Below are 22,499 nucleotides of genomic sequence, written 5' to 3' on the forward strand. Positions count from 1 at the left end.
TTGAGTTGGCGCTCTGGGATTTATCCCAAACAGCGAGTGCTCGCAACAACTTACGTGACCTCGGTCCAATTTATTCCGGACAGTAGTGGGCGAACGCCGGGAGGACATCAATGGGCCTCAGCCCTTCCAGCGGCTCCAGGCGCCTTCGGGTTGGGCGAGGCGGTCAGCGACGACCGAAATCACCTTCGGGTTCCACGGCAAACCCAGGTGGCTGCCGTCCACCTCGATGTTTTCCGCCCGGCGGCCAGCCCGCAGCATGCAGGCCTCCCAGGACACGACCCCATCGGAGCGGGAGTACACCGACGTGGTGGGAACATCGGGGGTGGTGCTCAGCCGAACCGACAAGGTGATGTCGCTGGCGCTGGGTTGCACGTTGAGGGCACCATACAGCCAGCCCACGTTGCTGTTGTTGCCAGTGCCCCCGAAAGGCGTGCCCAACGTGACCACCTGGCGCACGGCATCGGGCACGAGCTTGGCGATTTCCCGGGCGTAGACACCCCCGAGGCTCCAGCCCACGAGGCTGGCGCGGCGCCCATGCGCGTCCGACACCGCCTGCACGTGATCCGCCAGGCCGGCGAGCCAGTCCCCGATGTGCCCTTGCGGGCCGGTGTTCAGGCCGAGCTCCCAATCATGCACGCTGTAGCCGAGCCTCTCGCAGCAGTTGCGCAGCGGCGCAATGGCACGCTGGTCGGTTGCAAGGCCCGGGAAAAAAACCACGGGATGGCCGTCGCCGGCCGGGAGGCTCGAGCGGTCCATCAGGTGCATGCCGGCGAACTCGAACGCCGCGCGCAGCGGTTCGATGCCCAGCAGACCGAGGAACGGGGGGAAAGGCATCGCGGCGGTGGACATGGGGAAACCTCTTGGACAGTATGGGTGCATCATGAGGCCGCGCGAGGATTTTCCGCGCCCACTGTCGAGATGATTCCCGGGTCAGCGTTGGCCTACGTGATGCTGCGTAGACAGTTCCAGCAGGAAGCTTGCCGGCGCCCCTTCACCCGCCGATGGGGCGGTCCAGACGTCGAAATCGCCCGGCTCCACGGTGGGGCGACCGTCCCTCCCCACGAACCCGAGGTCGTGCCGAGTGAGCGTGAACGTGACGGATTCGGAAGCGCCGGGGGGCAGGTGCACCTGGCGGAAGCCCTTGAGCTCGCGCACCGGCCGCGTGACCGACGCGACACGGTCACGCACGTACAGCTGCACCACCTCGGTCGTGTCGCGCGTGCCGCGGTTCGTGACCCGGGCGGTCACCCGCAGCGTGCCGTTCCAGGGCAGCCGGGTGTGGCTCAGCACGGGCGGGCCGTAGTGCACGTCGCCGTACCCGAGGCCATGGCCGAACGGGTACAGCGCCTCGTTCGGGCTGTCGAGATACCGGGCCTTGTAGAACGAGTCGGGCTGCGACGCCGGCACGGGACGGCCCGTGGGCGGGTGGGCGTAGTAGTACGGCACCTGGCCGGGCTCCCGCGGGAAACTCACCGGAAGCCGCCCGCTCGGGCTGGTGTCGCCGAACAGCACGTCGGCCACCGCGTGGCCGGTTTCGCTGCCGAGGAACCAGGTGACGAGCAAGGCGGGCGCATCGCGCACCGCACCCTTGAGGGCCAGTGCCCGGCCGTTGCGCAGCAGCACCACGACCGGCTTGCCCGTGGCAGCCACGGCCTCGGCCAACGCCTGCTGGGCTGCCGGCAGCGAGATGTCGGTGCGCGAGCGGGCCTCGCCCGACATGGCCTCGCCTTCGCCCACCGCGAGGAGCACCACGTCGGCGGCACGCGCTGCGGCCACCGCGGCCGACAGCCCGCCGCGCAGCGGAGTGTCGATGCCACTGCCCCGCACCACGGTGAGCCGTGATGGGTCGGTGAGGGCCGCCCGCACGCCGTCCTCGAGCGTCACGGGTGGGCGGGCGCCGGGGAACAAGGTCCAGGGGCCGAGAAGGTCTCCGGCCCCGGCGAACGGCCCGATCAGCGCGATGCGCTGGCCGGCCTTCGGCAGCGGCAGCAGCGCACCGTCGTTCTTCAACATCACGATGGACCGCTGTGCGGCTTCGCGTGCGAGCGCGCGGTGTTCGGGCCAATCGGTTCGATCCGCACCGTCGAGCCCGCGCATCGGGGCATCGAAGAGGCCGAGGCGCTGCTTGATCCGCAGCACGCGCCGCACCGCGTCGTCGAGCCGGACCATCGGCACCTCGCCACTGGCGACCAGCGCCGGCAGGTGGTCTCGGTACAGGCCGCTCTGCATGCTGATGTCGGTGCCGGCGAGGAACGACAGCCTGGTGGCATCGCGCGCGTCCGCCGCCACGCCGTGCGCGATGAGTTCCTCGTCGGCGGTGTAGTCGGACACGACCACGCCGTCGAAACCCCATTCGCCACGCAGCACGGTGTCGAGCAGCCACGGGTTTGCGTTCGACGGCACGCCGGCGATGTCGTTGAACGACGTCATCACGGCCGCGCCTCCCGCGCCGAGCGCGGCCTGGAACGGCGGCAGGTACACCTCGCGCAGCTGGCGTTCGGAGAGGTCCACCGTGTTGTAGTCGAGCCCCCCTTCGGCCGCGCCGTACGCGGCGAAGTGCTTGGCGGTGGCGAGCATCGTGTCGGCGTGCGCGAGGTCGGTGCCCTGGAACCCGCGCACGCGGGCCGCGGCGAACTGCCGGCCGAGGAACACGTCCTCGCCGCTGCCTTCCACGCTGCGGCCCCAGCGGGCGTCACGGGCGATGTCCACCATGGGCGCGAATGTCCAGCGGAACCCGTCGGCGGTGGCCTCCACCGCTGCCGCGCGGGCGGTGCGTTCGGCCAGGGCCGGATCCCAGCTCGCGGCCTCGGCCAGCGGCACCGGAAACACGGTGCGAAAGCCATGGATCACGTCGGCCGCGAACAGCAGCGGAATGCCGAGGCGGGACTCGTTCACCGCGATGCGCTGGGCCTCGCGCTTGATGGCCAACCCCTGGCCGTTGAAGAAACCGGTGATGCGGCCCGCGCGGAGGTCGTCGCGCTGTTCAGCCGCGCTGGGCTGGCGCGTGGCGGGATTGCCCACGGTGCCCGCCGAGACGGGTGCGAACAGGCTCAACTGGCCCACCTTCTCCTCGACGGTCATGCGCGCGATCAGGGTGTCGAAGGACGGCGGGGCCGCCGCGGCGGAAGCGGCCACGAGGGCCAGGGTGGCAAGGGGCTTGAATCGCATCGGCCCGATTCTCACGGTGGCGGCGGAGGCCCTACGCCGTGCCCGGGCTCGCGGCGTCGCGGATGGCCTGCGAGAGCAGCCTCGCCACTTCCTCGATGGCATACGGCTTGGCGATGGTGCGCACCGGCAGGTTGGTGTCGAGCACCGCGGCGTACCCGCTCACGAGGATCACCGGCAGCCCGGGGCGCTGGTGGCGCAGCGCGTGCACCAGGTCGACGCCGCTCATGCCTCCGGGCATCACCACGTCGGACAGCACGGCGTGGATGTCCTGGCGCGAGCCGGCGATGGCCAACGCGTCCGGGGCGCTCGAGGCCACCAACACCGAGAAGCCGCAGTCCTCGAGCGCCTGGGCGGTGAGGCCACGGACCAGGGCGTCGTCCTCGACCAGCAGCACCGTGCCGCTGTGGCCGTGCGCGGGCGAGGCCTGCTGCACCGGCGCATCCACGGTGGGCGCGCGGCTGGAAGCCGGCACGAACAGCGTCACCGTGGTGCCGCGGCCGGGTTCGCTGCGCACGGTGGCCAGGCCGCCGCTCTGCGTGGCAAACGCATACACCTGGGCCAAGCCGAGCCCGGTGCCTTCGCCCACCGGCTTGGTGGTGAAAAACGGTTCGAACACGCGGGGCAGCAGGTCCGCCTCGATGCCGTGGCCGGTGTCGGTGACCCCCACGGCCACGTAGTTCCCGTCAGCGAGGCCGGGAATCTCGTTGTCGCGCACGCGGCAGTTGAACGCATGGACGGCAATCTTGCCACCGCGCCCCTTCATCGCGTCGCGGGCGTTCAGCACGAGGTTGAGCACCGCCAGTTCGAGCTGCACGGGGTCGAGCAGCACGGGGGAGGTGCCGGCTTCCGTGTGGAGCTCGACCGTGATGCCTTCGCGCACCGCGCCGCGCAGCAGTTCGGCCAAACCTTCGAACTGGCGGGCCAGGTCGACCACCTCGCGGTGGCCCGGCTGGGCGCGGCCGAAGCTCATCAGCTGGCGCGTGAGCTTCACGGCCTTGCCGATGGCACGTTCGCAGGCACCGAGCGCCTTGTTCGCGCGCGGGTCGGTGGCCAGCTTGCCGGCCAGCTGCACGCCGGACGCCATGGTCTGAAGCAGGTTGTTGAAGTCGTGCGCGATGCCGCCGGTGAGGCGGCCGAGCGCCTCGAGCTTCTGCGTGCTCAGCGCCGCACGCTGCGCCCGTTCGGCCTCGGCCACGGCCGACTTGACGCGCTTCTGCAGGTTGGCTTCGGCGTCGCGCAGGTCGCGGCTCGCGTTGGCCAGCAACTGCTGCACCACGTCGGTTTCGGCCAGCCCGGTGGGCTTGGGGCGCACCACGTTGCCGGCGCCCAGCGCCTCGGCGTCCGACTGCAGTAGCGCCACCGGCCCTGCGATCGACCGGCCGAGCCACATGGCCGCCAGCGCCGCGACCCCCCACATCGCCACCGAGATCAGCAGCATGGTGCGCAGCGCGTCGAGCGCGGGGCGGGTGAGTTCGGCACGAGGCAGCCCGATCAGCACGGTCCAGCCCGAGTCGGGGGCGCGGTTGAACACGGTGAACACCGGCGTGCCGTCGACCGTGGTGGTCTCGTGCACGCCGCGGGCATCCAGGGCGATGCGCGCGAGCATGTCGGGCGGGGCCGACCGGCCGATCAGCTGCTCGGCATCGACGCTGCGCGCGAGCACGCGGCCCTTGGCATCGACCAGCGTGCCCGTCCAGCCGGCCGGCAACTGCTGCTGGTCGAAGATGCGCTGCAATTGCGACGCCACGCTGCCCATGGACACGTGCAGCCGCACCTGGCCGTCGCGGATGACCGGGATCCACACCGCGAAGCTGTACTGCTTCGCGAGCGGCGACATGTACAGGTCGGACACGACCGGCCGGCCGTCGATCCTGCCCAGCTCGGCAGGCGCGCTGATGGTGGCCGGCGGCACCACCAGCAGCGAGAACGGTGCACGGGTGTTGATGAGCGTGCGGCCTTCGAGGTCGGTCAGCATCACGGCGTTGTCGGCACCCGGTGACACTGCCTTGGCCTGCTCGTAGAACGCCCGCATGTCGCCACGGTCGAGGGCGGGGGACGTGGCCAGGGTCTTCAGGATGCCGGCGCGGTAGGCCACCTCGCGGTCGGCCACGAGGCTCAGTGCGCGGGCGGTTTCGGACGCGGCCGACGTCAGCGACTTGCGGGCCTCGACGTGGATCGTGTAGGCCGCGTACAGCGAGATGCCGCTGGTGGGCAGCAGCACCCCGAGGGTGAGCAGCATGAGCCGGCGGCGCACCGATGGCGACCGGCTCCGCGGAAGCGGAGCGATCGGCACGGTGTCGGGGCCCTGGGAACGCATGGGCTGATTCTAGAAGCCCCCGGATGTTGGCCTGCCGGGCGTGATGCGGGACAATGGCGCCCAACATGAAGCGCGTTCGTTCGATGATGTGGGGTGGGGCGGTCCTGGCCGTTGCCGTGGTGGTGTTCCTGGTGTTCCAGGTGGCCGTGCGCCAGTTGCGTGCGGGCATCGAGCAGGCGCTCGGTCCGCGGGCGTCGGTGGACTCGCTCGAGGTGGGGTGGTCTGGCGTCGTGCTGACCGGCCTGCGCGTGCGCGCTGAACGCCCCGGCTGGCCTGCCGACGACGAACTGCGTGCCGACCGCGTGCGGGTGGTGCCCGCCTTGTCCAGCCTGTTTTCCGATGCGTGGCGCGTGAACCTCGTGCGGGTCGAGGGCGCGTACGTGTCCGTGCTGCGCCGCCGCGACGGCGGGCTCCAGGTGGTGCCGGGGCTCGTGCGGCCGTCGGCCAAACCGGCGGCCGCCACCGGCCGGCCCGTGCACATCGGCCGCATCGAGCTGGTCGACGCCACCGTGGCGTTCTACGACGCCAGCGTGCGGCAGCCCGCCCACCGCATGCGCCTCGAACGGCTCAATGCCGAACTCGAAGACATCGCGCTGCCCGCGCTCGACCGCCCGGTGTCCGTCGCACTGCAGGCCGTCTTCAAGGGCCCGAAGCGTGATGGCGACATTTCCATCCAGGGCCAGGTCACACCGGCCACGCGCGATGCCGACATCGCCGCCCGGCTCACCGGCGTGGACCTGATCGCGCTCGAGCCGTACCTCCTCAAGGTGAGCGAAGCCGGCGTGCGGCGCGGCACGCTCGACCTGAGCCTCGACGCCAAGGTCGCGCGCCAGCACCTGCACGCGCCAGGTGTGCTGGTGCTGAAAGACCTCGAACTCGGTGCCGGTGGCGGCATGTTCGGCACCTTCGCAGGGGTGCCGCGGCAGGCCGTGCTGGCCAGCCTGAGCCGCGACGGCCGCATCGACATGAAGTTCACCCTAGAAGGCCGGCTCGACGATCCCAAGTTCTCGCTGAACGAGACGCTGTCGCTGCGCATTGCCGCCGGCCTCGCCGAATCGCTGGGCGTGAGCATCGGCGGTGTGGTCGACGGCGTGGGCGGGGTCATCAAGGGCCTGCTCGGGCACTGACCCTCTCGAACGCCGGGCCGCCTCGCGCAGCGAGAAAGCGCTACCCGCAGCGACCCGTGGGCCCCGACGTCCGTCGGGGTGACGGGTGACGGGGTATTTATCCCGGACAGTGGGGGCCTCTCAGGACTTGCGCACCCCCTTCACCGGTGCCTTGGCGGCACCGGGCAGCGCGCTGCGTATCGCCGCGGCGGCGTTGTCGAATGCCTCTTTCGGCGATCGCTCGTCGGCGTTGATGTCCCCGAGCGCGGCGCTGAAGTGTTTCCAGAACAGCGTCATCTCCGGGTTGTTCGGCATCGGGCGGCCGTTGTAGATGGTGTCCATCGACGTGCGGATCTTCTCGTCGCTGTACATCGTCCAGAACATCGCCTTCGAGGCCGGCACCCCGATGGGCTTGTCGGCGTTCATCAGCGCCAGGCCTTCGCGCTTGAGCAGGTGGTTCTTCAGGAAGTCGTTCGCGGCGTCCTTGTTCGGCGACCTGCTGGTGATCATGGCCCCCAGCACCCCCACGAATGGCTTCGGTGTCTTTCCGGCCACGGTGGGCAGCATCGCCACGCCGTAGTTGACCTTGGCCTTCGCCAGCGCCTCCCATGCCCAGGGCCCGGTGATCCACATCGCCTGCTTGCCGGTCTTCATCGCTTCTTCGGCGTCGCCGTAGCTCATGCCGCCCTCGGGGATGGCACCGCCCTTGATGAGTTGCTGCAGCAGGTTGCCGCCCACGGCGGCGCCGGGGTGGTTGATGCCGGTGTCGGTGGCGTCGTAGGTGCCGTCGATCTTGCGCTGGAACACGTATGCGCCGCCGGCCGACATCAACGGCCACGTGAAGTAGGGGCTCGCGGTTTCCCAGCCGATCGCCCGCACGCCCTTGGCCTTGAGCTTGTTGTGCAGCGGCAGCAGCTCCTCGAAGGTCTTCGGCGGGTTCGGCACGAGGTCCTTGTTGTAGATCAGCGCGACGGACTCCACGGCGATCGGGTAGGCCCACACCTGGCCGCCGAGCGTGAAGGCGTCCCACGCGATCTGCACCACGTCGCGGCGGAACTCGTTGCCCGGCACCACCGGCGACAGCCATCCGGCCTGGACCCAGCCACCCAGGCGGTCGTGCGGCCAGATCCAGATGTCGGGCCCCTTGCCGGCCTTCATCGCCGCCTCGAAACCGCCCGGGGCATCGGTGTTGTGCGCATCGTTGTCGGCGGCGGCCTTCGTGCCCGACATGTCCTCGAAGCGGCCTGTCGTGCCGTTGAACGGCATCACGCGCACCTTCGTGCCGGTCTGGCGGGTGTAGTCGTCGGCGACCTTCTTCAGGCCCTTGTAGCCCTTGTCGTTGTTGATCCAGATGGTCAACACGCCCGGGTCTGCCGCGTGCGCGCCGCTGGCCAGCAGCAGGCCGAGGAGTGTGGACACCGCGGCGCGGCGAGTGAGGCTCGGGTACTTCATGAAAATCTCTCTCCGTGGATGAAACGAAAAAAAGGCCCCGCCGGATGGGCAGGGCCTTCAGGGTGTCGGCTGTGTCGCCGCTCGTTCAGTTGTTGACGACGTAGACCACCGCGGTGCGCGGAGGCACCGTGAAGGTCCCGTTCGCCGCGTCGTACGACGCATCGGCCGCCGGGCGGCGGTCGGTGCCGGTCAGGTGCACCGGGTGCAGCACGTACGGCTTGCCTTGTTCGGCCGCGATCGTCAGGGTGTGGGCCACCTTGTCGACGTTGACGAAGTACAGCACTTCCTTGAAGTTGGCGCCGCTGTAGCCGGTGCCGTCCAGGTGGCCGGCGAGCACGGTGGGCACCTGCGACGCACCGGTGTTGAGGAACGCGAGGCGCGCCTTGACCTCGTCGGCCGACCGCAGGCGGAACAGCGGGGTGCTCTGGCGGATCTTCAGCAAGTCGCGGAACATGCCACTGGCCGCCTCGATCTGCGGCTTGGCCGGCTTCATCGCGGGCAGGTTCGCCGCGGCCAGCACGTCGAGCGCCAGGGCCTCGTCGCCGCTGACCGGCAGCCCCACGCCGAAGTTGTTGGACGTGTACGACCAGTCGAGGCGGTTGAACCAGTCGCCCGAGTTGAAGCTGTTGTTGTCCATCGACTTCGAACGCAGCACGTCGGCTCCGGCATGGAAGTAGGCGATGCCCTGGCTGAAGCTGTTGATCGCGGCGGCGAGGGTCTGCGCGCGCACCCGGTCGTCCAGCGTCGTGGCCTTCGGCATCTTGGCGGCCAGGCCGTCCCAGAACGTGCGGTTGTCGTGGTTCTCGTAGTAGTTCACCACCTCGCCCGGCTGGCTCGCGTAACCGGCGGGGTCGGATCCGTAGAGGATCTCCTCGCCCTTGCGCACCGTGCCGTCTGCCGTCTCGAAGGCGAACGAACGCAGCGAACCGGAGAGGCCCACGCGGATCACGTCGGCCGCCTCGAGCAGCTGGGCGGCGGTGTGGCCGCTGGCTGTTTCGTTCTGGTCGTAGAACAGGCCGGTCACGAAACCTTGCTGGCGGAAGTTCGCGCCGTCGTCGCAGCAGCCGCCACCGCGGATGCGGTCGCGGGCACGGTCGCTGAACGTCGCGATGCCGGAACCGTTCAGGGACAGCTGCGAGGCCTGCGTGAAGCGCGCGCCGTTCGCCACCTCGCCGAAGTTCCAGCCCTCGCCGATCAGGAACACGTTGCGGCCGGCGGCGGTGTCCACCGCGGTCTTCAGCTGTTCCATCACGCTGCGGGGCTGGTGGCCCATCAGGTCGAAGCGGAACGAGTCGATCTTGTACTGGGTGGCCCAGGTCTTGACCGAGTCGATCATCAGCTTGCCCATCATCGCGTTTTCGGTCGCGGTGTTGCTGCAGCAGGTGGACTCCTCCACGTTGCCCTCGGCATTCAGGCGGTGGTAGTAGCCCGGCACGATGCGGTCGAGCACGGACTTCTCGTTCTGGCCGTGGCGGAACGTGTGGTTGTAGACCACGTCCATGCCCACGCGCAGGCCGGCGGCATGCAACGCGGCCACCATCTGGCGGAACTCGACGATGCGCCTGGCCCCGTCGGCAGCGTCGCTCGCGTAGCTGCCTTCGGGCGCGGTGTAGTGGTACGGGTCGTAGCCCCAGTTGAAGCAGTCGGTGTCGGCGTCGGCCTCGACGGCGTCGCGTGGGGCGGTGGAGTCGCTCGCGCCGGCGGTGATGGCCGGCACCTTGCAACCCGTCTCCGGGACGCTGCCGATGTCGTACACCGGCAGCAGGTGCACGTCGGTCAGGCCGGCCTGGGCCAGCGCCTTCAGGTGGTTCATGCCGTTCGAGGCGGTCTCGGCGAACGCGAGGTACTTGCCGCGGCGGGCTTCGGGCACCGTGCTGTCGTTGATCGAGAAGTCACGCACGTGCAACTCGTAGATCGACATGTCCTCCTGCGACGCCAGCACGGGGGCGGTGGACGCATCCCAGCCCGTGGGCTTCAGCGTGGCGCTCGACAGGTCGGCGATGTAGGTGCGCTTCGAGTCGGTGGTCAGGCTCACGGCGTAGGGGTCGGTCACGCGGTTGCGGACGACTCCGGTGCCGCGGGCGTACACGTCCACGAGGTAGGTGTAGTACTTGCCGGTGAGGTCGGCGGCATGGGCCACGCTCCAGACACCGGTGGTGTTGTCTCGCACCAGGTCCTTCACGAGCGTGGCGCTGCCAGAGCCGGTGTCGTGCACGCAGGCGCGCACCTTTTGCGCGGTGGGGGCCCACACCTTCAGCGTGGTGCTGCCCGACGCCACGGTGGCGCCGAGGTCGGTCACCCCCGTGGCCGCGGCGAAACGGTCATCGATGGCACCGGCCAGCTGGGTCTCGGTGGCGTTGATCGCCTTGCCGTCGACCGTTTCCTCCACCACCACGAGCTGGTCGCCGAGGTGGCTTGCGAGCGTCGCCTGGTCGGCATCGGCCACCGCGAGCACGGCGCCCGCGGCCACGTACTTGAAGCGTTCCGCCGCGGCGGCCGGCACGGTGGCGCCGGCGGCCAGCGAGATCGAACCGTCGGCGCCGCTCACCGGCTGGCCCTTGGCGATGCCGATCTTCGCGGTGTTCGAGTAGTAGAGCTTGTAGACCGATCCGCCCGGTGCGGCAGGCCACTGGATCAGCTTCTGGTCGAGCCAGTAGGCCCCGGCGGTCGTGAGGTTCACCTGCGTGAGGGCGGCCTCGGTGGGGTACAGCTTGGCGTCACCCTGCAGCAGCCAGACGTCGCCGACCTGGCCGTCCACCTTCAGGATGTCGTACGGCACGACGATGTCGTTCGCGCGGCCGTCCTTGTCGTTGGTGTCCGGGTTGCCCGTGCCACCCATGCCGTGCACGAGGAACGTGAAGCCGGTGCGTGCCGCGTTGTCCTTCGGGTTCAGCACCGGCACCTCGAACACCACCTCGTTCGCCGACACCGTGTAGTTCGGCATCGACGACAGGGCGACCGGGGCGTTCCATTGGGCGAGGGCGCTCGCCGGGAACGGCAGGCGGGCCGTGTCGATGCCGTTCGAGTCCCACAGGTGCAGGCCCCAGCCGGCGTAGTTGCCGTCGGTGCGGCGGTAGTGGACGCGCAGCGTCTTGATGTCCTGCGCACCGACCGCGACCGCGTCGCCGGCCGAAGACGCGTGCAGCACCTTCTGGAAATCGGCGCCGTCGCAGAACGCTGCGTCCACGTCGTTGAGGGTGCCGCCGCCGGGGGTGGTGGTGGTGCTGTCGTTGCCGCCGCCGCAGGCCGCGACCAGCGCGGCAAGTGACACCAGGGACAAGGAGGCGTGGCGCTGCCAGCCCCACGTGGTCGTGTTTCTCATTCGTCTTCCTCGATCGTTTGGCGAGGGCCCCGGAGGGCCCCGTTGATGCCGGATCGAGGGGGACGAACCTGTGTGTCGCCATGCGAACGCTTTATCGATCCAGCCCTGCGGATTCTGAATCGGTAAAGAATTCGGTCAAGTCCTCAGGTGCGAGGACTTTCCCTGATGGCGTGCCCATCCCGGGCACGAAGTGCCGGAAGGTCAGTGCACGATCTTGCCGTCGGCACCGAACATCGCGAAGTCGACGTACTGCGAACCGGTGCGGTTCTTCTGCGTGAAGTCGAGGACGTAGCCGCCCACGTCGATGGAACGGGCCGAGTCGAGGGCCGAGGTCACCGTGGCCGCGGTGGGGTTGGAGATGCCTTCCAGGGCTTTCACCAGCGCCTTCGCAGCGATGTAGCCCTCGATGGAACGGGCCGACAGGTTGGGGTCCTTCGAGGCCTGGCGCAGTGCGAGGTACTCGCGCACCACCGGGCGGTTGGTTTCCTGCGCGAGGGGCAGCACCACCGAGAACGCATAGCCGCGGGCACCCTTCGGGCCCAGGGCCTTCAGCAGCGCCTCGGTGTCGATGATCGACATGCCGTACAGCGTGGCGGTGCCGCCGGCGGTGTTGTACTGCTTGACGAATTCGACGGCCGCGGCAGTGGTGGCACCGAGCAGCACCACCTGGGGCTTCGCCTTGAGCATGTCCGACACGCTCGTTTCAACCGCGATCGTGTTGCGCGCATACGCCGTCTTGGCGGTCAGCTCGATGCCGGTCTTTCTCGCGGCTTCTTCGGCGCCCTTCAGCACGTCCTTGCCCAGGCCGTCGTCCTGGTACACCAGGCCCACGTTCTTGATGCCGAGCTGGTTGAGCTGGGTGAACAGGCGCGCCACTTCGTCGTGGTAGCTGGCCTTCACGACGTGCATGCCGTCGGCTTGTGCCACGGACGCGGCGCCGGACACGGCACCCACCATCGACACCTTGCGTTGGGCCAGGATGCCGTCCTTCACGAGGGCCTCGAGGTTCGCGGTGCCCACGGTGCTGATCATCGCGACCGGGGCCGAGCTGGCGATCAGCTCCTTCGTGAGGCGCACGGTCTCCACCGGGTTCTGCGCGTCGTCGCGGGTGACCAGCGTGATCGGACGGCCGCGCACGCCGCCCTTGGCGTTGATCGAGTCGAAGTACAGCTTGGCGCCTGCGTTCATCGCACGGCCGGTGACGCCTTGCGGGCCGGTCATCGGCGCCACCTGGCCAATCACGATGGGTTCACCGGAAGCCCAGGCGGGCAGGGCAGCGGCCACGCAAAGGCCGAGGGCCCATCGGCGTGAAACGGAAATCAGGGGGTGGTTCATCGGTACTCCAAAAGGGTGTCGGGCGGTGCGCTCGCGCACCAATCGCGGGATGTTAGCGATAAACACGGGTTAACCCTAGTGTCTGAATGTAGGTCCCTGGCCCGAACGCACTGTCTGTCACGGAAATCGCGCCGACCCCCAAGGTGTGCTGCTGAGCGTGGGAGGGCGCGTGCATGAACTCGCATGGCACAAGCAGCAGGGCGACAGGCTGGCGGTGGCCGGCCGCTTGGGCGGCGCCCGATTTCCCCGAGGCGAGGGAGAGTCCCAATTCCCCGGGACACCCACGGGCGGGCCAGCCGCAGTATCGTCCGAGGATGTTTCTGTCCGAGGACCCGCGATGATTCCTGAAACCACCACGCCACTGTCGTTCGTCAGTGATTCCCCCGAGAGCCCCTGGGCCACCTACCTGTCCCAGGTGGACCGTGTGGTGCCCTACCTGGGCAAATATGCGCGCTGGGCCGAAACCCTGAAGCGCCCGAAGCGGGCGCTGATCGTCGATGTGCCCATCGAGATGGACGATGGTTCGGTGCGGCACTTCGAGGGGTACCGGGTGCAGCACAACCTGTCGCGCGGCCCGGGCAAGGGGGGGGTGCGCTACCACCCCGACGTCACACTCGAGGAAGTGATGGCCCTGTCGGCGTGGATGACCGTCAAGACCGCGGCCGTGGGCCTGCCGTTCGGCGGGGCCAAGGGTGGCATCCGGCTCGAGCCGAAGGAACTGTCGCTCAAGGAACTCGAGCGCGTGACCCGCCGCTACACGAGCGAGATCGGCATCATCATCGGCCCGCAGCGTGACATCCCGGCGCCCGACGTGAACACCAACGGCCAGATCATGGCGTGGATGATGGACACGTACTCGATGAACACCGGCTCCACCTCCACCGGCGTGGTGACTGGCAAGCCGATCCACCTGGGTGGATCGCTCGGCCGGATCAAGGCCACCGGCCGCGGTGTGTTCGTGACCGGACGTGAGGCGGCCCGGCGCCTGGGCCTCAAGCTGGAGGGTGCGCGCATCGCCGTGCAAGGCATGGGCAACGTGGGCGGCACGGCGGCCGAGCTGTTCGTGCAGGCGGGCGGCAAGCTCGTGGCCATGCAGGACCACACCGGCACGGTCGTCAACAACGAGGGCTTCGACATCAAGTCCACGCTCGAACTGGTGAAACGTGAAGGGGGCGTGGCTGGCCATCCGAAGGGCCAGCGGGTGGACAACGAGGCCTTCTGGGACGTCGACTGCGACATCCTGATCCCCGCCGCGCTGGAAGGCCAGATCACCCCGGCCCGCGCGCGCCGCATCAACGCGAAGCTGGTGCTCGAAGGCGCCAACGGCCCCACGCTGCCCGAGGCCGACGACGTGTTCCGTGACCGCGACATCCTCGTGGTGCCCGACGTGATCTGCAACGCCGGCGGCGTGACCGTCAGCTACTTCGAGTGGGTGCAGGACTTCAGCAGCTTCTTCTGGACCGAAGACGAGATCAACGTGCGGCTCGACAAGATCATGGTCGATGCGTTGAACAACATCTGGGAGACAGCGGACCGGCACAAGGTGACGTTGCGGACCGGGACATTCGCGGTGGCTTGCGAGCGCATTCTCATTGCCCGCGAAGAGCGGGGGCTGTATCCGTAGGCCCCGGCATCGCGCCGGTCTGGTTCCCTGACGGGGGCACTGCGCCACGCTGTTCTGCCAGCAACGCGCGGCCAGCCAGACCGCGAGAGCTCTTTTCTGAAGGAGCGCTTCCGCTCGCCGGTGCTTGGTCAGCACATGGGCTCTTGCCCCGTGTGCTCGTCCAAGCAATTCCCCTGGCAACTGCATTGCGCCAGCCTGTGGGCGGCTGGCGCATGCAGGGCCAGACGAGGTCTACAACTTCACGCGACTGGCCTAGATTTTCCCCACGCCTGCATTGGCCCTCACCGACTGTTCGACGCTGGACGCGGAGTAAGGCTTGGCCATGCCACTCCTGATCTTCTTCGCGGCTGCGAGGGCAGCCGAATCCTGGCGCATTGCATCGGGCTGTGGCATCGGGTCGGCAATGTTGCCACTGCACAGTCGTCCCAGGGCGTCAGTGCATAGAGCGCGTGTTGCAGCGGTTTGCTTCCACAGGCCAAAGAATGGGGACGGCCCCCCCACGGGGGCGTTCACGCTCTTGAAGTAATTGCCCTCGATGAGTGTGTTGAGTTTTTCTTCCGGGCCATGACCGATCTCGAATGCATGCCCATTCGAGGGCGTCCGTTCGAACAGGTTGTTGGCGAAGTGATAGAAGGCGTTGCCGCCCAAGCTCGGCGCACGACCGGAGAAGTCGTGGATCCAGTTGCCGGCCATCGTCACACGACCCGTCGGAGCCGTCAGCAGGAAGTTCCAGTAGTGGCTGCCGTCACAACGATACTCGGTGCGACCGTCGAATTCGTTGTTCGAGAGGGTCACCTTGTCGACGTCTCCAAAGCCGGTCACGATCATCTGGCGGCCGATTCGAGCAAAGTAGTTGTGGTCGATCCAGACGCCGGATGCCCCCCATATCGTGATGGCATCACCGCCGAAGACCTGCCCGTAGTTGATGTCCGTGATCGACAGGTTCCGGATGATGATGTTCTGGACGCCTTTGTCCAGTTTGAAACCGAGTCCTTTGACCCCAGCCTTGCTTCCCACCCCGACGATGGTCTTGTTCGAACCCACCAGCAGGCCGGTCGAATCCTTGTATGAATAGCGTTTCGTGGTGGGGTTGCCCGCACAGCGGTGCGCCTCGTTCTCGCTGACAATCAGCATCACCTCTGGCTTGTAGGGACGCGAGCAGGTGGCCGGCTTCGCGTCCGTGCACCCATTCGCATAAAGAAGTGGCTTGTCGGCGACCATGTCGATGGTGGAGTCGATCTCGATCACGCGCGGCTCGTTGTCCGTGCATCCAACCCATCTGGTCCGGCAGAGCTGATACTCGAGATCCTTGGCGGTCCTGACGCGAACTACCTCGCCTCCGGCGCCACCCGTGACACCGGCCGCAAAGCCGATGGGCTTGTTGCTGGCCTTGACCACGGCGAGCGTGCTCTTGAAAGACGACTCGGATTCATCATCCGGGGTTTGGGCGAGATCGACTTCAGACGCTTGTTCCGGTTCGCCGGCAGTCGCCGATTGAGATTGAGCCGACACATTCTCTGCCGTACCACCGCCGCAGGCGGAAAGCATGACCAGCGCCGCCCCCGCAACCGCCAACTGGCCGAAGCGTACGAGCGCGGGAGGCCGCGAAGATGACTGAAGGAGTTGTCTCATGCGCTGGTGCCGGAATGTGAATTCGCCATCGTATGTAGCGGCGCATGGTCCGTCATGATGGAGCGCTGACGACGATCTCCTCAATTTGTAAGGGATTGACACCAATGTCGACTGATGGCAGGCTTTCTGCCGATTCGGGCGTTGTGCCACAACCCAGTCGGGCAGCACGAAGCCGCCGATGACGAGCGACGATTGCACGATCTGCGTTGCTCGTAGCGCGTCACTCGCCCCACTTCTGGCCTCACCCAAGTAGAAAAGGGCGGCCTGTCGGCCGCCCTTTTCGTCAAGCCCGCGGGATGCGGGCTGTTCTGTCGCTCAGTATTCCCAGAACATGCGCTGCAGGTCGGCCGACGAGGTGGCCTTGGTCAGCGCGAGGGCTGCGAGGATCTTGGCCTTCTGCGGGTTCAGGTCATGGGCCACGACCCAGTCGTACTTGTCGTCAGGCTGCTCGGAGTTGCGCAGCACGAAACCATCGGCAATGCGCGACGACCGGATGATCTGGATGCCGGCGGCACGGGCAGCCTTCAGGCCTTCGACCCCGTAGTCGGGCACCGAGCCGTTGCCGGTGCCGGCGTGCACGATGGCCTTCACGCCAGCCTTGGTGGCGGCCTCGACACCGAGGGTGCCCATGTTGCCCGAGCCGTAGACGATGGCGACCTCGGGCAGGGTGGTGATGGTGTCGATGTCGAACTCGGACTTGGTCGTCTGGCGCTTCACCGGCGCACGGAACCAGTACGCGCGGCGCTCCACCATCATGCCCAGCGGGCCCCACTGGCTGCCGAATGCGTTGGTCTTGATGTTGACACGCTTGGCCACGTCACGGCCCGACAGGATGTCGTCGTTCATCATCACGAGCACACCCTTGCCACGTGCGGACGGCGAGGCGGCCAGCGAGACGGCGTCGTAGAGGTTCAGCGCGCCGTCGGCCGACAGTGCGGTGCCCGGGCGCATGGAGCCCACCACGACGATCGGTTTGTCCGAACGGATCACGAGGTTCAGGAAAAAGGACGTTTCCTCGAGCGTGTCGGTGCCGTGGGTGATGACCACCCCGTTGACCGACGGGTCCTTCACGAGCGCGGACACCTGCTTGCCGAGGGCCACGAGTTTTTCGTTGGTGAAGCTCTCCGAGGCGATCTGGAAGGCCTGCTGGCCGCGGACCTCCGCCACGTCGGCCAGTTCGGGCAGGCCGGCGATCAGCTTGTCGACGGGCACCTTGGCGGCCTGGTACGTGGCGCTGTTGGCCGACGACGCGCCGGCACCGGCGATGGTGCCGCCAGTGGCAACGACCACCACGACGGGTTTCTTGGTGGCAACCGGTGCGGCGGGGGTCTGGGCGCATGCGGTGAACGGCGAGATCGCCGCCACCATCAACAGGCTGCTCACCGAACGGCGCAGCAGAGGCATCATCAAATTCATACAGAAGGCTCCAGAACAAGGGAAGTGAAGTGTGCTCGGATGCAACCCCCGTGCCACTAAGCGTTTGCCGCACTGTTCAGGTGCGCGCCAGCCCTACCCATCTTTGTGCAGGCGCTACCGCCGAGCGGAACTCGCGTGGCGAGCGCCGAGGACTCGGTGACGCCAGGACTCCCCTCGCGGCCCCGGCGTCCGGGGTCTGCCTTCCCAGGCACCGCACCACCCGAGCCGCGGGTGCGCGGCAGGGGGTCTCAACGTCCCTTGCGCCGTTCCTGCCACGCCAGCAACTCGCCGACGATGCCCTTGCGGAAGGCGATCACGCAGACGACGAAGATGCCGCCGATGATGACGTTGATCCACGAGCCCACCCGGTCGGCGAGGAAGTTCTGAAGGCCGATGATCGAAAATGCACCGATCACGGGCCCCGCGAACGTGCCCATGCCCCCGAGCAGGGTCATCAGCACCACTTCACCCGAGAGTGACCAGTGCACGTCGGACAAGGTGGCGAAGCCGAGCACCAGGGTCTTCAACGAACCGGCCAGGCCGGCGATGGCGGTGGAGAGCACGAAGGCGAGCAGCTTGTAGCGATCCACGTCGTAGCCCAGGGACACGGCACGCGGCTCGTTTTCACGGATGGCCTTGAGCACCTGGCCGTAGGGCGAGTGGACGATGCGCACGATGGCCAGGAACACCGCTGCGAACACCGCCAGCACGAAGAAGTACATGGTCAGGTCGCTGCCGAGCGGGATGAGCCCGAAGAGCTTGCCGCGGGGAACCCCCTGCAAGCCATCCTCGCCACCGGTGAACGGTGCCTGCAGGCACACAAAATACACCATCTGCGCCATCGCGAGCGTGATCATCGCGAAGTAGATGCCCTGGCGCCGGATGGCGATGAGGCCCACCACCAGCCCCAGCGCGGCCCCCACGGCGAGGCCGGCGAGCAGTCCCAGCTCGGGGCTCCACCCGGCGGTGCGCACGAGCCAGCCCGTGGCGTACGCCGCCGCGCCCATGAACGCGGCGTGGCCGAACGAGAGCAGGCCGGTGTAGCCGAGCAGCAGGTTGAAGGCACACGCGAAGATCGCGAAGCACAGCGCCTTCATCATGAACACCGGGTACAACCCGATGAAGGGTGCCACGAGCAGCAGCACGAACACGGCTGCCCACATGCGGGGTCCGGTGAACATCGACAGGCTGGATTTCATGGCGGGCGGCGGCTTGGGGGCGGAGGAGGCGGTGGCTTGCGTCATGTCATTTTTCCTTGCCGAAGAGGCCGGCCGGGCGAATCATCAGCACGATGGCCATGATGACAAAGACGACGATGCTCGACGCCTCCGGATAGAACACCTTGGTGAGGCCCTCGATCACGCCGAGCACCACACCGGTCAGGATGGATCCGAGGATGGAGCCCATGCCGCCGATCACGACCACCGCGAACACGACGATGATCAGGTTCGAGCCCATCAGCGGGGTGATCTGGATCACCGGCGCGGCGAGCACACCGGCGAGGGCGGCCAGCGCGGCCCCGGCGGCATAGGTGAGGGTGACCATCACCGGCACGTTGATGCCGAACGCCTGCACGAGTGCCGGGTTTTCAGTGCCGGCGCGCAGCGTGGAGCCGAGGCGGGTCTTTTCGACGAGGAACCAGGTGCCGAGGCACACGGACAACGACGCCACGACCACCCACGCGCGGTAGTTGGGCAGCACCATGAACCCGAGGTCGGTGGCGCCCTGCAGCAGTTCGGGCACCGCGTACTGCTGGCCCGATACGCCAAACTGTTCGCGGAACACCCCTTCGGCGATGAGCGCGAGGCCGAACGTGAGCAGCAGGCCGTAGAGCGGGTCGAGTTTGTAGAGGTGGCGCAGCAGCGTGCGTTCGATGAGCACCCCGAGGGCGCCCACGACCAGCGGCGACAGCACCAGCGCGGCCCAGTAGTTGAGTCCGAATTTCTCGAAGCTCAGCCAGGCGACGTACGCGCCGATCATGTACAGCGCGCCGTGCGCGAAGTTCACGATGCCGAGCAGGCCGAAGATCACCGCCAGGCCGAGGCTCAGCATGGCGTAGAAGGAACCGTTGACGAGGCCGAGGAGCAATTGCCCCAGGAAGGCCTGCACGGGAATGCCGAAGATGTCGTCCATGGGCGCGCCGGGAAGAATGGGAGAAGGCCGCGGCGCACGGCCCGGTTGGGGCCATGCGCCAGCGGGTCAGCGGATCACTTCCAGAGTTCGCACTTCGATTCGGCCTTGGTGGTCCACGCCGCCTCGCCCTTGATGGTCTCGACGACGTTGTAGTAGTCCCAGGGTTCCTTGGACTGCTCGGGCGTCTTGACCTGCATCAGGTACATGTCGTGCACCATGCGGCCGTCGGGACGGATGGTGCCGTTCTTGGCGAAGATGTCGTTGACGGGCGTCTTGCGGAGTTGCGCGAGCACCTTGTCGCCGTCGTCCGAGCCGGCGGCCTTCACGGCCTTCAGGTAGCTGGCGGCGACGGAGTAGTCGGCGGCCTGCAACGACGACGGCATGCGCTTGAACTTGTCGAAGAACTTGCGGCTCCAGGCGCGCGTTTCGGCGTTCTGGTTCCAGTACCAGCTGTCGGTCAGGTACATGCCCTGCGTGGCCTTCAGGCCGAGCGAGTGCACGTCGTTGATGAACATCAGCAGGCCGGCGAGTTTCATCTTCTTGGTGATGCCGAACTCGTTGGCGGCCTTGACGGCGTTGATGGTGTCGCCGCCGGCGTTCGCGAGGCCGAGGATCTCGGCCTTGCTCGCCTGCGCCTGCAGCAGGAACGACGAGAAATCGCTCGCGGACAGCGGGTGGCGCACCGAACCGGCGACGGTGCCGCCGGACGCCTTCACCACCGTGGCGGTGTCGTTCTGCAGTGCGGCGCCGAATGCGTAGTCGGCCGTCAGGAAGTACCAGCTCTTGCCACCGGCCTTCACGACCGCGCCGCCGGTGCCCTTGGCCAGCGCGACGGTGTCGTAGGCCCAGTGCACGGTGTAGGGCGAGCAGCGTTCGTTCGTGAGCGCCGATCCGCCGGCGCCCACGGCGATGAACGGCTTCTTCTTTTCAGCGGCCACCCCGGCCATGGCCAGGCTGGCGCCCGTGTTGGTGCCGCCGATCAGCAGGTCGAGGCCTTGCTGGTCGAACCATTCGCGGGCCTTGGAGGCGGCCACGTCGGGCTTGTTCTGGTGGTCGGCGAACACCACCTCGATCTTCTTGCCGTTGATGTTGCCACCGGCATCGGCCACGGCCATGCGGATGGCTTCGACGCCGCCAGGCCCGTCGATGTCGGAATACAGGCCCGACATGTCGGTGATGATGCCGATGCGGATCACGTCGCCCGAGATCTGGGCCTGGGCACCACCTGCCGCCAAGGCCGTGGTCGCGGCAACGGCACAGGCCGAGGCGATGCGGGTCAGTTTGTTGAAGGTCATCACTGTTTCTCCTGGTGGATGAGGCAGAGCGGGGAGCAAGCGGCGCCGGTCAGACGCCGAGGTATTCGTGGAGGCTGTCGAGCCTGGACGGCAATTCGGCTTGCGTGAAGGCCTGCTGGATGCGGCCGTGTTCCATCACGAGGAAGCGGTCGGCGAGCGGTGCGGCGAAGCGGAAGTTCTGCTCGACCATCAGGATCGTGTAGCCCTTCTTGCGCAGCGTGGTGATCATCAGTGCGAGCTTCTGCACGATGACCGGGGCGAGGCCCTCGGAGATCTCGTCGAGCAGCAGCAGCCGTGCGCCGGTGCGCAGGATGCGTGCGACCGCGAGCATCTGCTGTTCACCGCCGGACAGGCGCGTGCCCTGGCTGCTGGCGCGCTCCTTCAGGTTCGGGAACATCTCGTAGATCTCGGACACCGCCATGCCGCCCTGCGACAGCACCGGCGGCAGCATCAGGTTTTCCTCGGCCGACAGGCTCGAGAAAATGCCGCGTTCCTCGGGGCAGTAGCCGAGGCCCAGGCGGGCGATGCGGTGGGGGGCGAGGCCGATGGTTTCGGTGCCACGCACCTTGACCGATCCCTTGCGGGCACCCACCAGGCCCATGATGGCGCGCATGGTGCTGGTGCGCCCGGCACCGTTGCGGCCGAGCAGCGTGACGACCTCGCCTTCCTGGACGTCGAGGTCGACGCCGTGCAGCACGTGCGATTCGCCGTACCAGGCTTCCAGGTTGCGGATCTCGAGGAATGCGGCCATCTCAGTGTCCCTTCAGTTGGGCGTCGGCGCTGCCCATGTACGCTTCCATCACGGCGGGGTTCTTCGACACCTCGGCGTACGGCCCCTCGGCCAGCGTGGCTCCGCGCTGCAGCACGGTGATGGTGTCGGCGATGCTGGAGACCACGCTCATGTTGTGTTCCACCATCAGCACGGTGCGGTTGGCCGACACCTTCTTGATCAGCTGGCGGATGCGGTCGACGTCTTCGAGGCCCATGCCCTGGGTGGGTTCATCGAGCAGCATCAGCTCGGGGTCCATCGCGAGCGTGGTGGCGATCTCGAGCGCCCGCTTGCGGCCGTAGCTCAGCTCCACGGTGGGCAGCGCGGCATACCCTTCGAGGTCCACCGCGCGCAGCAGTTCGAGGGCGCGTGCATTCAGCGGCTCGAGGCTGCGTTCGGAGCGCCAGAAGTGGAACGACGTGCCGAGCTTGCGCTGCAGCGCGATGCGCACGTTCTCGAGCACCGTGAGGTGCGGGAACACCGCCGAGATCTGGAACGAGCGGATCACGCCGCGCCGCGCGATGTGGGCCGAGGACTCGTTGGTGATGTCGGCCCCGTTGAAGAGGATGTGCCCGCGGGTGGGGATCAGGAACTTGGTCAGCAGGTTGAAGCAGGTGGTCTTGCCGGCGCCGTTGGGGCCGATCAGCGCGTGGATGTGGCCGCGCTGCACCTTCAGGTCGACCTGGTTGACCGCGACGAAGCCCTTGAACTCCTTCGTGAGGCCCCGGGTTTCGAGAATGGTGTCCATCGGATCTTTCTCACTCAGCAACAGGTGGCAGGACGCCGGGCAGTGGCCGGCGGTGGACGAACGACGGAAAGGGGTGCCGGCGGGCGATCTCCGGACGCAGCGAAGAATACGAACCCGCATGTCTACCAGCAATGCGCAAAATTACCTTAGGGTGTTCCCTCGCACCACCTTCCGGGGTGATG

15 protein-coding genes are annotated in these 22,499 nt (G+C 67.6%); 2 read left to right on the forward strand and 13 right to left on the reverse strand.

Going from position 1 to position 22,499, the window contains the following annotated elements:
* Positions 1–117 precede the first annotated feature (117 nt).
* The 3 genes from ASC87_RS07950 to ASC87_RS07960 form a co-directional block, all read right to left on the reverse strand.
* Entirely contained in the window at positions 118–849 is a 732-nt protein-coding gene (locus ASC87_RS07950; protein ID WP_056659338.1) for a triacylglycerol lipase, read from the reverse strand.
* Positions 850–930: 81 nt separating this feature from the next.
* A complete protein-coding gene (locus tag ASC87_RS07955) occupies positions 931–3,168 on the reverse strand; it encodes a glycoside hydrolase family 3 N-terminal domain-containing protein (RefSeq protein ID WP_056659341.1) in 2,238 nt (745 codons plus the stop codon).
* A gap of 31 nt (positions 3,169–3,199) precedes the next feature.
* A complete protein-coding gene (locus ASC87_RS07960) occupies positions 3,200–5,485 on the reverse strand; it encodes an ATP-binding protein (protein ID WP_056659344.1) in 2,286 nt (761 codons plus the stop codon).
* Between the two features lie 65 nt (positions 5,486–5,550).
* Here ASC87_RS07960 and ASC87_RS07965 point away from each other — a divergent pair, with 65 nt between their 5' ends.
* A complete protein-coding gene (locus tag ASC87_RS07965; RefSeq protein WP_157603902.1) occupies positions 5,551–6,612 on the forward strand; it encodes a DUF748 domain-containing protein in 1,062 nt (353 codons plus the stop codon).
* Between the two features lie 120 nt (positions 6,613–6,732).
* On the opposite strand, the gene malE is transcribed toward ASC87_RS07965, so the two are convergent.
* The 3 genes from malE to ASC87_RS07980 all read right to left on the reverse strand — a co-directional run bounded on the left by malE (position 6,733) and on the right by ASC87_RS07980 (position 12,700).
* Positions 6,733–8,043, reverse strand: a complete 1,311-nt coding sequence (malE, locus tag ASC87_RS07970) for a maltose/maltodextrin ABC transporter substrate-binding protein MalE (protein ID WP_082568474.1) — start codon at positions 8,041–8,043, stop codon at positions 6,733–6,735.
* Positions 8,044–8,128: 85 nt separating this feature from the next.
* Complete coding sequence (locus ASC87_RS07975; RefSeq protein WP_056659350.1) at positions 8,129–11,365, reverse strand: alpha-1,6-glucosidase domain-containing protein; 3,237 nt, start codon at positions 11,363–11,365, stop codon at positions 8,129–8,131.
* A 201-nt stretch (positions 11,366–11,566) separates the two neighbouring features.
* A complete protein-coding gene (locus ASC87_RS07980) occupies positions 11,567–12,700 on the reverse strand; it encodes an ABC transporter substrate-binding protein (protein WP_056659353.1) in 1,134 nt (377 codons plus the stop codon).
* 337 nt (positions 12,701–13,037) lie between these two features.
* Between ASC87_RS07980 and ASC87_RS07985 the strand changes: the two genes are divergently transcribed.
* Positions 13,038–14,324, forward strand: a complete 1,287-nt coding sequence (locus ASC87_RS07985; RefSeq protein ID WP_056659356.1) for a Glu/Leu/Phe/Val dehydrogenase — start codon at positions 13,038–13,040, stop codon at positions 14,322–14,324.
* 252 nt (positions 14,325–14,576) lie between these two features.
* Here ASC87_RS07985 and ASC87_RS07990 read toward each other — a convergent pair whose 3' ends face one another.
* The 7 genes from ASC87_RS07990 to ASC87_RS08020 all read right to left on the reverse strand — a co-directional run bounded on the left by ASC87_RS07990 (position 14,577) and on the right by ASC87_RS08020 (position 22,317).
* On the reverse strand, positions 14,577–16,154 hold the full coding sequence (locus ASC87_RS07990) for a polysaccharide lyase family 1 protein (protein WP_157603903.1): 1,578 nt from the start codon (positions 16,152–16,154) through the stop codon (positions 14,577–14,579).
* Between the two features lie 117 nt (positions 16,155–16,271).
* Positions 16,272–17,372, reverse strand: coding sequence for an asparaginase (locus ASC87_RS07995; RefSeq protein WP_056659362.1), 1,101 nt, complete (start codon positions 17,370–17,372; stop codon positions 16,272–16,274).
* A 248-nt stretch (positions 17,373–17,620) separates the two neighbouring features.
* On the reverse strand, positions 17,621–18,571 hold the full coding sequence (locus ASC87_RS08000) for a branched-chain amino acid ABC transporter permease (protein WP_056659549.1): 951 nt from the start codon (positions 18,569–18,571) through the stop codon (positions 17,621–17,623).
* A 46-nt stretch (positions 18,572–18,617) separates the two neighbouring features.
* Entirely contained in the window at positions 18,618–19,505 is an 888-nt protein-coding gene (locus ASC87_RS08005) for a branched-chain amino acid ABC transporter permease (RefSeq protein WP_056659365.1), read from the reverse strand.
* A 74-nt stretch (positions 19,506–19,579) separates the two neighbouring features.
* Positions 19,580–20,800: an ABC transporter substrate-binding protein gene (locus ASC87_RS08010; protein ID WP_056659367.1), complete on the reverse strand. Its 1,221-nt coding sequence runs from the start codon at positions 20,798–20,800 to the stop codon at positions 19,580–19,582.
* A 49-nt stretch (positions 20,801–20,849) separates the two neighbouring features.
* Entirely contained in the window at positions 20,850–21,551 is a 702-nt protein-coding gene (locus ASC87_RS08015) for an ABC transporter ATP-binding protein (protein ID WP_056659370.1), read from the reverse strand.
* A 1-nt stretch (position 21,552) separates the two neighbouring features.
* Positions 21,553–22,317 (reverse strand): ABC transporter ATP-binding protein, encoded by a 765-nt coding sequence (locus ASC87_RS08020; RefSeq protein WP_056659373.1) that lies wholly within the window; start codon positions 22,315–22,317, stop codon positions 21,553–21,555.
* Between the last annotated feature and the right edge of the window lie 182 nt (positions 22,318–22,499).

The sequence above is a fragment of the Rhizobacter sp. Root1221 genome (genome assembly GCF_001425785.1).
In the GTDB taxonomy this organism is placed as follows: domain Bacteria; phylum Pseudomonadota; class Gammaproteobacteria; order Burkholderiales; family Burkholderiaceae_C; genus Rhizobacter.